The sequence below is a fragment of the Kitasatospora sp. GAS1066B genome (genome assembly GCF_041262605.1).
Classification (GTDB): domain Bacteria; phylum Actinomycetota; class Actinomycetes; order Streptomycetales; family Streptomycetaceae; genus Kitasatospora.
The window spans coordinates 170,243-180,344 of the sequence record NZ_JBGCCO010000005.1 but is presented as its reverse complement, the minus strand read 5'-3'; the positions used below and the strand labels follow the sequence as shown (position 1 = coordinate 180,344).

10 protein-coding genes are annotated in these 10,102 nt (G+C 69.3%); all 10 read right to left on the bottom strand.

The window, feature by feature from the left end:
• Positions 1–52: 52 nt before the first annotated feature.
• The 10 genes from ABH937_RS07360 to eccD all read right to left on the bottom strand — a co-directional run bounded on the left by ABH937_RS07360 (position 53) and on the right by eccD (position 10,002).
• Positions 53–370 (bottom strand): hypothetical protein, encoded by a 318-nt coding sequence (locus tag ABH937_RS07360; RefSeq protein WP_280688261.1) that lies wholly within the window; start codon positions 368–370, stop codon positions 53–55.
• A complete protein-coding gene (locus ABH937_RS07355) occupies positions 363–818 on the bottom strand; it encodes a YbaB/EbfC family nucleoid-associated protein (RefSeq protein WP_370217613.1) in 456 nt (151 codons plus the stop codon). The genes ABH937_RS07360 and ABH937_RS07355 overlap by 8 nt, the downstream gene beginning before the upstream one ends.
• 171 nt (positions 819–989) lie before the next feature.
• Positions 990–3,317, bottom strand: a complete 2,328-nt coding sequence (locus tag ABH937_RS07350) for a hypothetical protein (RefSeq protein WP_370217612.1) — start codon at positions 3,315–3,317, stop codon at positions 990–992.
• A 54-nt stretch (positions 3,318–3,371) separates the two neighbouring features.
• Positions 3,372–5,654 (bottom strand): DUF3659 domain-containing protein, encoded by a 2,283-nt coding sequence (locus tag ABH937_RS07345; protein ID WP_370217610.1) that lies wholly within the window; start codon positions 5,652–5,654, stop codon positions 3,372–3,374.
• A 133-nt stretch (positions 5,655–5,787) separates the two neighbouring features.
• Positions 5,788–6,132 (bottom strand): hypothetical protein, encoded by a 345-nt coding sequence (locus ABH937_RS07340; RefSeq protein ID WP_370217608.1) that lies wholly within the window; start codon positions 6,130–6,132, stop codon positions 5,788–5,790.
• Between the two features lie 2 nt (positions 6,133–6,134).
• The gene (locus ABH937_RS07335) at positions 6,135–6,335 is read right to left on the bottom strand and encodes a hypothetical protein (protein WP_280688270.1); all 201 of its coding nucleotides are present in this window, start codon (positions 6,333–6,335) and stop codon (positions 6,135–6,137) included.
• 7 nt (positions 6,336–6,342) lie between these two features.
• Positions 6,343–6,633, bottom strand: a complete 291-nt coding sequence (locus tag ABH937_RS07330) for a WXG100 family type VII secretion target (protein ID WP_280688272.1) — start codon at positions 6,631–6,633, stop codon at positions 6,343–6,345.
• A 52-nt stretch (positions 6,634–6,685) separates the two neighbouring features.
• Positions 6,686–7,015 carry a hypothetical protein gene (locus tag ABH937_RS07325; RefSeq protein ID WP_280688274.1) on the bottom strand — a complete coding sequence of 110 codons (330 nt, stop codon included), beginning with the start codon at positions 7,013–7,015 and terminating at the stop codon, positions 6,686–6,688.
• 113 nt (positions 7,016–7,128) lie between these two features.
• Positions 7,129–8,571: a type VII secretion protein EccB gene (eccB, locus tag ABH937_RS07320; RefSeq protein WP_370217606.1), complete on the bottom strand. Its 1,443-nt coding sequence runs from the start codon at positions 8,569–8,571 to the stop codon at positions 7,129–7,131.
• Between the two features lie 48 nt (positions 8,572–8,619).
• The gene (eccD, locus tag ABH937_RS07315; RefSeq protein WP_370217683.1) at positions 8,620–10,002 is read right to left on the bottom strand and encodes a type VII secretion integral membrane protein EccD; all 1,383 of its coding nucleotides are present in this window, start codon (positions 10,000–10,002) and stop codon (positions 8,620–8,622) included.
• Between the last annotated feature and the right edge of the window lie 100 nt (positions 10,003–10,102).

Here is a 10,102-nt window from a genome sequence, read left to right as displayed (position 1 = left end):
CAGCAATGCGAACGAACTGGACCGGCCCCCGGAACCGCCCGGCTGACCGGTACTAGTGGTGGAAATCCGCGAGATGAACCGATGCCTCATCGATATTGCCGATGTGGTTGACCGCGGTCCGCCCGTTCACACCCTTCGCGTCCACGACCTCACCAAGGCGGCCGACCGTGTCCGTGGCGTCCCTCATCACGGGATCGCTCTGCTCGAAGTACGCCTCGGCGGCGGAATCGACCGTCCGGTCCCCGCCGAATTCGGTGTTGTACTCGTTCAGCGTGTGGAGGTCCCCCTGGACCTTCAGGAGCGAATCCGAGACGCTCTGGAGAAGTTCGAAACCCCGTGGGGACTCCTCGCCGACGAAAAGCTCAACCATTGAATTCCTCCTGCTTCTTGTTCCGGTTCTTCTTGGCCTCCGCCTCGGCATAGCCGGGACGCATCGACCGCAGCGGTTCGAGCAGCGCGTGCAGCTCCGCGCCGCCCGGGACCGACAGGCGGAGCAAGTCCTGTACGCCGTCCAGGCGTTCGGTCGGCTTGGTGAGCTTCTCGCCGACCTTCGCGCGGGCCTCGTTGAGGAGGTCGGTGAGCACGGTGGCGAGTTGGGCCGGTGCCATCGCCTGGTACGCGGTGGTGTGGAAGGTCAGCGAGACGACCTGGCCCTGCGCACCGACCTTGGCGGTGACCATCCGGTCCTTCGTGGTGACCTCGGCGGTCGTCGCCAGGTACTCCTTGCGCATCTCCTGCAGCTTGGCGTGGTGCTCCTGGACCCTGGCCATCACCTCCTGGACGTGCTCCGAGCCGGACGGGTCGTCCATCTCCGCCATGTCCCACCTCCGAATAACTCACTGAACTCACTGAAAACCGAGATGCGCGCCGGGCCGGACGTGCCGGGCCCGACGCGCATCGACGCGGGTACCTCTCGCCTCTAACCGGCTCTACGGGCACGGTCCACGGCGAGGTTCAGAGTGGGGTTCACAGGGGGTCGGGCAGGCGGATCAGCGCCCGATGACTCCGTCCACCGCGGTCGACTCCGTCCCCCAGGTCTCCTCGTCCTCGGAGAGCCAGGTGGTGCGCTGCCGCTCCTGCCCCTGGCCGCCGGCACCGCCCGCGCCCATGCCGCCCATGCCGCCCATCGGCGGCATCATCGGGGGTTGTTGGGACTGGGTCGGGGTCGGCGTCGAGGGACCGCCGGACGACTGGGACGGGTCGAGCGAGGAGGCGGCGGAGGACGTGCTCCGGCCCGGGTTCTGCCCGCCGGGGACCTGGTCCGGGTTCAGCGCCGCCGCCTGCTGGGCGGCCTTCGTCTGGTCCGGGGTCAGCAGGCCGCCGTTGTTCAGGACCTGCTGCGGGTTGAAGCCGGAGCCCGCACCACCCGTGGTGGGCAGCGGGGTGGAGGCGGGGATGTTGGAGGTGTCGAACTGGGGCGGTCCGCTCTGCGGCAAGGGGGTGTTGTTGAAGTCGTTCCAGCCGCCCTGCTGCTGCGAGGGGTGGTTGGAGCTCATCGCGGCTTCCTCGTCGGCCAGCAGCTGGCTCGACTGCGAGACCGGGTTGCCGCTGGAGTCGAGCACGGAGCCGTCGTGGCTGATCGTGTCGCCCTGGCCGAGCACGATCTTGTTGCCGTTGCTGTCCGTCAGGAGCTTGCCGTCCGGACCGGTGACCATCCCGTCCGCGTTGATCTTCGACCCTGCCGGAACCTTCAGCGCGTCGCTGTTCGCGTTGGGGTTCTGCTGTTGCTGCTGCGTGCCGACCTTGCTGCCCTTGGGCGGGAAGTACGGGTGACCGCCGATCATGTACGGGTGACCGTCCGGCCCGTAGAGTTCGCCGTTCTTGCCGATCGTGGAGCCCGGCGGAACCATGATCGGATTGCCGTGCTTGTCCTTCAGCGGCTGGCCGTTCGGGCCGAGCAGCGGGACGTCACCGTTGCTGTTGGGGTTGGCGTTCGGGTTGAGATTGGGGTTCAGGTTCGGGTTGTGCGTGGAGTTCGGGTTCGGGAGGCCGTTGCTGTTCTTGTTGAGGTTCGGGACGGAGTTCTTGGAGTTGCTGCCCGGCAGGCCGCCCGGCAGGCCACTGCCGCTGTTCTTGCTGTTCTTGCTGTTCGGACCACCTGGCAGGCCACCGCCCGGTGAGCCGCCGCCCGGCAGACCGCTGTTGCTGTTCGGCAGCGAGTTGCTGTCGAGGTTCGGATTGAGGTTCGAGTTGCTGTTGCTGTTGCTGTTGCTGTTCAAGGGGCTCTGCGGCAGCGGGATGTTCTTCGGCGCCGGCGTGATGTTGGTGGGGATCTTGTCCATCAAGGTCTGGATCACCTTGTCGAAATCGGACATCGCGTTGCCGGCACCCACGTCCAGCGTCGTCTGCAGATTGAGGAGCCACTTCTGCATGGCGGCGTTCCGAACGTTGTCCCAGAAGGCCTGGTTCGGATTGCTGTCCTGCGTCACATTGCTGTACACCGGGGTGCCGTCGTCGTAGAGCTTGGGACTGTCCACGACGGTGCCGTAGGGCGTGGTGATGCTGACCTGGAGGGGATATCCGTACGAGTCGTACTGGATGTTCGCCTTGACCCCGTTCATCGGCTGTCCGGGACCGACACCGAGCACCCACTTGAAGCAGTTCGCCGGGTAGGCGAGGTCGGTCGCCAGCCACTGGTTGTAGGTGTCCCAGAGCGCGCGGTGGGTGGCCCCGAGTTGCGACCGGACGTCCTGCAGCGGCTGGGCGAGCGAGCCCTGCATGTTCAACTGGTCGTGCAGGCTGCTGAACTCGCCGGCCAGTCCGTCCAGCACCATGCGGAACTCGTTGGCCGCCGTACCCTGCCAGTCGCTGCTCGGATCGCCGACCGTGTCCCGCCAGCCCTGGATCGTCTGCTGCCAGCCGACCAGCCAGGAGTCGAAGTTCCCGATCATCTGGGAGGCGGCGTCGAAGCTCCACACGCTCGTGGTGTCGTTCTGGGCCCCACCCCAGAGCAGGTCGGTGAGCACCTGGCCGGGCTGCTGGTAGAAGTTGGAGAAGGCGGAACCCGTGTCGAAGGCGGGGTAGTTCATCTTGATGCCGACGAACGTGTACCACCAGTTCTGGCCGAACCCGTCCAGGTAGGGGACCCAGAGGCAGGCGTCGAAGGTGCTCCAGAGATTGGTCTGCGTCGTCCAGACGAACTGGCCGCTGGGGATGAGCCACTGTGTGGACGGGGAGTTCGAGTTGTTGGGGTTGAGCTGCCCGCTCGAATTCTTGACCATCGGGTTGGTCCCGTCCGAGGCGACGGCACTACGGTCGACGATGTTCGCCGCCTTGGCGGACCAGTCGAACGTCTGCAGCGTTTCTTCCCAGTTCATGGCGGTTGGCTCCCAGTGTGTCCAGACGTGCTGATGTTCGGTACTGCTGCGGCGCTACCGGCCGATGACGCCACGCACCCCTTCGTCGGTATCGGTGCCCCAGGTCTCCTCGTCCTCGGAGAGCCAGGTGGTCCGCTGCCGCTCCTGCCCGCTCTGGGAGCCGATGCCGCCCATGCCGCCCATGCCACCCATCGGCGGCATCTCCGGCATCCCCGCCGAGCTGGTCGGCGTCGACTGGCCTTGCAACTGCGCCAGTTCCATCGGATCGATCTGCTCCGGGTTCAGCGCGAGGCCCTTGTCCTGAAGGCTCTGCTCGTTGACGCTGAGCTGGGGGTTGGTCCCGCCGACGGTCGCCACCCCGGACAGGCCGGAGGCGTCCGGCATCCCACCGTCGGGGTTGACCGCGAGCCCGCTGGTGCCGGAGGCCAGCGGCCGGTGCGAGCCGATGCTGAGGCCGCTCGGGTCGAACTGGGTGGGCCCCGGCGGGAGCAGCGAGAGCGTGTGCTGCTCGTCGGCCAGCAGCTGGGTGGACTGCGAGACCGGATTGCCGTTCCCGTCCAGCACGGTGCCGTCGGCGCTGATCGTGTTGCCCTGGCTGAGCACGACCTGGTTGCCGTTGCCGTCCGTCACGAGCTTGCCGTCCGGACCGGTGACCGTGCCGTTGGCGTTGACCGTCGAGCCTGGCGGAACCTTCATCGGCATGTTCGAGCCGGGCATCGCGAGGGGGTTCGGCGAGGCGCCGACCTGGCTGCCGCTCGGCGCGTAGTAGGGCATGCCGTTGATCATCAGCGGCAGGCCGTTCGGCCCGAGGAGCTCGCCGTTCGTACCGATCGTGGAACCCGGCGGGACCAGGATCGGGAAGCCGTTCCGGTCCGTCAGCGGCAGGCCGTTCGCACCGAGCACCGGCACCTGGCCGCTGCCGCCACCGAGCCCCGGGCCGAAGCCTGGGCCGAAGCCCGGCAGGCTCGGGCCGCCAGGGTTCATGGCCGGGTTGCTGGTGCCGCTCGGACGTGACACCGGCGGGAGGCCGCCCGGGCCGAGACCGTTCGGGATGGAACCCGCCGGCAGGCTCTTGCCCGAGGAGTTGCCGTTGCCGGCCGGCGGGCCGACGGCCGGCCCGCTGATCGACGAATTGGCGCTGGCGTTGGCATTGGCGTTCGCGCTGGCGTTGCTGTTGGCATTGGCATTGCTATTGGCGTTGGCGCTGCTGTTGGGGCTCCCGAACGCGTTGACGTTCAGCGAGACCGCGCTGATCGTGGGGATCTTGTCCAACAGCGTGACGTACACCCCGTCGAGCGTGCTCATGGCCTGGCCGGCCGGGCCGTCGAGCAACGTCGTGACGCTGGTGAGCCACTTGTTCCAGGCCGCCGTCTTGAGCTTCAGCCAGAAGTCCGCGTGGTTCCCATCGGGCACCGGGCTCGACGAGCCGAACGGACCGCTGTTGTAGTGGGCGTTGGCGTCCGGGTTGTCGACGATGACGCCATAGGGGGTGGTGATGGTGACCTGGGTCGGCGAGTAGTTGCTCATGTCCGTACCGCAGATCGCGACACCGCTCGCGCCGGCCATGCCCCCGGCGGGATCGAGCGCCCACTTCAGGCAGTTCAGCGGGTTGGAGAACGGATCGGCGCGCCAGGCCCAGTAGATGGAGTACAGCTGCGAGTGGGTCGCACCGAGCGTGGTGAACGCGGCGTCCAGCGCGGGCGCGATGGCCTGCATGTTCATCTGGCCCTGCAGGCCGTGGAATTCGACGCCGAGCGCGTCCAGGACGGCCCGGAACTCGTTGGCCGCACTCCCCTGGAAGTCACTGGTCGGGTCGCCCACGGTGTTGCGCCAGGTGTTGAGCGTCTGCTGCCACGTGCTGAACTGGGCGTCCAGGTTCCGGGTGAGCGTGGAGGCGGCCTCGAAGCTCCACTTGCTCGTGGTGTTGTTCTGGGCTCCTCCATAGCACAACTGCTCCCAGGTGTTGGCCGGTTGGGTGATGAAGCCGTCGTAGGGGCTGCCGGTGGCGAACGCGGCCTGGTTCGCGTTGATGCCGATGTAGGTGGTGTAGACGATGCCGGTACCGCTCTGGTTGTCCACCACGCCGGTGACGCTGGTGTTCGTGTAGAAGCCGCCGCCGGTGTCGAAACTGATCATCCAGCAGTAGTCGAAGGAGTGCGAGTAGTCGGCGTTCGAGGTCCAGACGTAGCGGTTCGAGTCGGTGTACCACGCATCCTGGCCGCTGCCGCCGGAGCCGGCGCTCCCGTCCGAGGCCACGGCGGCGCGTTGGGTGACGGTCGGGACCAGCTTCGTGTCGGCGAAGGTCCCCACCACGTTCTCCCAGTTCATTGCCGCCATTGCCGTGGACTCCCAGGGGTGCGGACGGGCTGACGCCGTCGTGGTCGCGGTTCGTGGTCGCGGGTCGGGGCCCGGCCGAGGTTCGGCCGGGCCCCTGGGGTGCCGCGGTTGCGGCTGCCGGTACCGGTCGGTGCTACGAGCCGGGCGGCGGGGTGAGGTTGAGATTGCTGCTGCCGCCACCGGGCGGCACCACGTCGCTGAGGACCAGCCAGATGTCCGCCGACGTGAGGCTGTCGGTGTCGGAGTTGTGCAGCGTGGTGCTCGCGTTCTTCAGGTCCTGCTCGGTGCGCTGGACCTGTCCCTGGATCGTGACGACCTGCGTCTGCAGACTTCCGCAGAAGGTCTTCCACTTCTGCTGGAGGTCTCCGGCCCGCGAGTAGTAGGCGGGATTGCCCGGCATCAGCAGGGTGTAGCGACCGGCTTGCGCGGTGCGCCCGTCGGTCGCCGGCGGACCGCCGGTGCTGTTGGGGTTTGCCATGCTCAACCGCCCTGTGGGGTAGTTCCGCCCGTGCCGGCGAAATCGTGCAGCATGTCGATGACATGCGTGCCGTTGTTCCCGGTGCTGCCACTCATGTCGTCGTACATGTTGTTGAGGTTCGGCACCATGTACTCGGTGAACCAGGCGTCGGTGACAACGGTCACGCCCGCGCTGCCGTTGTCCCAGTTCGTCGTGGAAGCCATCCCGGCCTCAGTGCTGCGAGAGGATGGACGCCGCGCTGCTGTCGCCCTGGTGCAGGGCGTCGGAGATGTTCTGCAGCGCGACGGAACCCTGCTGGAGGTCCGTCGTCAGCTGGTCGTGGCTCCGGTTGAGCAGCTGGCTGAAGGTGTCGAACGGGTCCTTGTAGGGGCCCTGGAAGGACTCGGTGCTGTTGGTCAGGTTCTGGATCAGGTTCGCCAGATCCTGCTCCATCGCCGCGCTGGCCTGGGCGAACTGGGTGATGCAGTTGGCGATCTCGTCGTACTCGATGGAGATGTCCATCGGAGGCTCCTTTCGTTGGGTGGCTGAACCGGTGGACGTGCGGTGGGTCGGCTCAGCCGCCGAGGGCCTTGGTGATCAGGCTGTTGCCGCCCCAGTTGCCACCAATCGCGTGGGCCTCGTCCTCGGCGTTGTTGAGGACGGTCTGGGCGTGGACGGTGGCGTCCAGGAAGCTCTGGAAACCGGTCATGAGGTTGCCGTAGGTGGAGTTCCAGTCCCGCATGGTGCCGACGAAGGACTGGGCCGCCAGGGACTTGAACCAGGTCTCGACGTCGACCGTGACCTGCTCGATCTTCTGGGCGTGCGTGATCATGCTGGCGACCTGCTCCTGCAGACCGTTGATGCACGACTGGACGTCGGCATCGACTTTGGACGATGTGGCCACTGTTGCTCCTTCTCTCGGTGTGCCGATCTCTCTCGACGCGCGGATCAGCGGCGTCTCACCAGGGTGAACGGGCTGCCGGGGACGGCCGGTTCAGCTCTGGAACCGCCGCGCCGTCACCCCGCACAGGGGGCGTTCGTCGCCGACGGGTTGACCACCCCGCCGTTGGCCAGCAGGCTCGGATCCAGGCTGGGCCCGGTCGGCAGGAAGGTCAGCAGCCCGTCCGGCACCGCCGTCGGCGAAACCGCCGCGTAGCCCAGCGACTTGACCACGGCGGCGGACGGGATCGGGTACTTCACCCCCGCGTCGGTCACCAGGTAGTCGGTGGTGCCGTTGCCGCCACCCGACAGCGCCCGGACCAGCGCTCCGCCGCCCGGCCGGACCGCGATCAGGTCGGCCTGCGTGCAGGTGGGCACCACGCCCGGCTGCGGCGGGGGCATCAGGCCCGCCACCGCCGCCGCGTCCACGATGCTCACCGAGGTGACCGGGGACCCGGCGCCGGGGTGCGTGTCGGCGCAGACGCCCTGCCCCTGACCCGGTGTCACCAGCTGTGGCGGGTCGGCCGGCAGCGCCGTCGAGGGCTTCACCCCGGCGGCGGTGTGCGCGGCCAGATCCTCCGGGCCGATCGTCGCCACCGTCACCGCGCCGCCGCCGTAGGCGTCGTGCTGGGTGCGCGGGTCGCCGCGCAGCAGTGCCAGCAGGGTGTTGGTGAGCGGCACCAGACCGGAGCCGGTGAGCACGTAGTGCTCGCCGCTCGGGCCGGCGAAGAGCTGGCCGACCTTGCTGGGCGCGCCGGCCAGCGACGGACCCGCCGTGCCGCGCCCGTCGATCACCGGGGCGGTCAGCTCGGAGCCGGCCGGCAGGGCGTTGAGGAAGCTCGCGGTGACCGGGGTCGGCGTGGCCTGGGCGTAGCCGAGGGCCTGCAACGCGCCGTTCGCCGTGTCGACCTTCAGCCGCTGCCCGTCCCAGAGCAGGTAGCTGCCACCGTCCGGGGTGGCGACCAAGGCGCCCTGGGTGGCGCTCAGCTGGTCGCCCTCGTCCTGCGCGCCGACCGCGAGGGCCAGTTGGGGCGTGGCGCCGCCGGACTGGCCGGGCTTGGTGACGCCGCAGGCCAGCCAGGCACCGCCGCCGAGCTGGCCGGCGGGCGGCAGCCCGTCGGGCGCGCCGACGATGCCGACCGGCGCGGCGCGGGTGACACCGGCCAGCGAGGCCTGGCCGACCTGTTGCATCGTCATCTGGTCGCCGGCCAGCAGCTTGGCGCTGGTCTCGTTGAGGACGGAGTGCAGCGCGCCACCCAGATACAGGTAGCGCGCTCCGGTCTCCTTGACCATCACCAGCGTGCCCGCCTTGGGGAGGCTGGTGCTCACCCCGGGCGAGATCAGACCGAAGACGCCGACGCCGGCGCAGGCGGCCATGCCGAGGGCGATACCGATCACCGCGCCGCGCGTGGTGCGCCCGTGCGGGGTGTCCGGCGCGTCCGGCTCGGCGCGCAGCATGCCCGAGGCAAGCCGGCTCATCACGAACAGGTGCGCCTGCACCTGATCGCGTCGGGACTGCATCCTGTTCCTCCAGTGGCGTTGTTCCGACTACCGCAACCCCGGCGAAGCTCAGCCGCCCAGGCCCCTGACCTTGCCGAACACGCCGATCGCCCACATGCCCAGCGGCACCAGCGAGACCGCCGAGAGGGTGTGCAGCAGGTCCGCCGCGCGTCCCCAGTACGGCAGCAGCCGCTTGCCGGGCACCGACCAGGCGGCCACCAGCAGCACGGAGGCGATCGAGACGAGTCCGGCGAGCACCCCGAGCCGACCGGTCGGGGACTGGTGCAGCGCGATCCCGGCGAGCAGCAGCGCCAGGCCGTACGCGCCGGGCAGCAGCACCGTGAGCCGCTGCCAGATGCTCCCGATCGCCCGGGCGTGCAGCAGCAACAGCACGCTCAGGGCGACCGTGAAGCAGCGGGCCGCCGTGCTGGTGCCGGTGCCCAGCAGCGACAGCGAGGCGGTCAGCGCCAGTCCCACCACCAGGTGGAAGGCCAGCAGGTAGTTGTCCGCGATCACGCTGCGGCTCAGCACGCCCGACGCCTCGAAGGGCTCGATCTCCTCCTGGAGTTCCTCGGCGTTGCGCGGCAGCGCCGGCAGCCGCAGGCCCGAGAGCCGGAACGCGATCGACGGCATCAGCGCGCCGAACACCACCACGACCACCGCGACCGCCAGCGCCGAGTCGTGCGCCGAGAGCCCGCAGAGCGCGAGCACCCCGGAGATCACGCCGAGCAGCGCGAGCACCACGGCCCCGAGGAAGAACGGCGCCGAGCAGCCCACCGCCGCCAGCCCCAGCACGGCCGCGCCGGCCGCCGCCGAGCTGCCCGCCAGCAGCCGGGCACCGGTCAGCGCCGGTCCCGCGGTGCCGACCGGGAGCAGCAGACCGGCCGTCGCCAGGTACGGGATGGCCATCGCGCCCAGCGCGGTGCCCGCGATCGCGTCGCCGACCGCCCGGGCGGCGCTGACCGCGCCGAGCAGCAGCAGCATGCCCACGACGGTGGCCGCGATCTCACGCAGCTGCTGCGGTCCCGGCATGGCCAGCAGGGCCAGGCCACCGGCCAGCGCCACCAGGCCGAGCCCGAGGGCGAAGTGGTGGGTCAGCGCGGGCCGCCAGTTGTCGCCGCGCTCCTGCATGCCGGTCCTGACGCCGTCGACCAGGTCGTCGAAGTGGACCGGCGGGAACGCCTGACGGCGCGGCCGCAGGTGGAGCTCGTCGCCGTCGTGCAGCTCGAGGGCGTCCAGGGTGCGGTTCTCGTCCAGCGGTTCCCCGCCGAGCTTCTGCAGCACCCAGCCGCCGTGCTCCAGGCCCTTCTCCTCCAGGTCGGCCCCGGCGTAGCCGAGCACCGTGGGGAGCAGGTCGGCCAGTTGGACGTCCGCGGGCACCGCGAGCTCGAAGGTCGTCTCCGGCGCTCGGAATCTGAGGCGGCACAGACCCGCGATCGCACTACCGCTCATGCTCACGCTCGCCCACCCTCCTTGGCTGTCGGCCGCACCCGTTCGCCCGGTGCGGGAAGTCCAGGAGCGCGTGTCGGCTGAGCACGGCTCCACCGCACTG

Excerpts from the sequence above, each read along its gene's own strand:
- ABH937_RS07340 (WP_370217608.1), bottom strand. The coding sequence starts at position 6,132 with ATGGCAAACCCCAACAGCACCGGCGGTCCGCCGGCGACCGACGGGCGC.
- ABH937_RS07355 (WP_370217613.1), bottom strand. The coding sequence starts at position 818 with ATGGCGGAGATGGACGACCCGTCCGGCTCGGAGCACGTCCAGGAGGTG.
- ABH937_RS07345 (WP_370217610.1), bottom strand. The coding sequence starts at position 5,654 with ATGGCGGCAATGAACTGGGAGAACGTGGTGGGGACCTTCGCCGACACG.
- eccD (WP_370217683.1), bottom strand. The coding sequence starts at position 10,002 with ATGAGCGGTAGTGCGATCGCGGGTCTGTGCCGCCTCAGATTCCGAGCG.
- ABH937_RS07360 (WP_280688261.1), bottom strand. The coding sequence starts at position 370 with ATGGTTGAGCTTTTCGTCGGCGAGGAGTCCCCACGGGGTTTCGAACTT.
- ABH937_RS07335 (WP_280688270.1), bottom strand. The coding sequence starts at position 6,335 with ATGGCTTCCACGACGAACTGGGACAACGGCAGCGCGGGCGTGACCGTT.
- ABH937_RS07350 (WP_370217612.1), bottom strand. The coding sequence starts at position 3,317 with ATGAACTGGGAAGAAACGCTGCAGACGTTCGACTGGTCCGCCAAGGCG.
- ABH937_RS07330 (WP_280688272.1), bottom strand. The coding sequence starts at position 6,633 with ATGGACATCTCCATCGAGTACGACGAGATCGCCAACTGCATCACCCAG.
- eccB (WP_370217606.1), bottom strand. The coding sequence starts at position 8,571 with ATGCAGTCCCGACGCGATCAGGTGCAGGCGCACCTGTTCGTGATGAGC.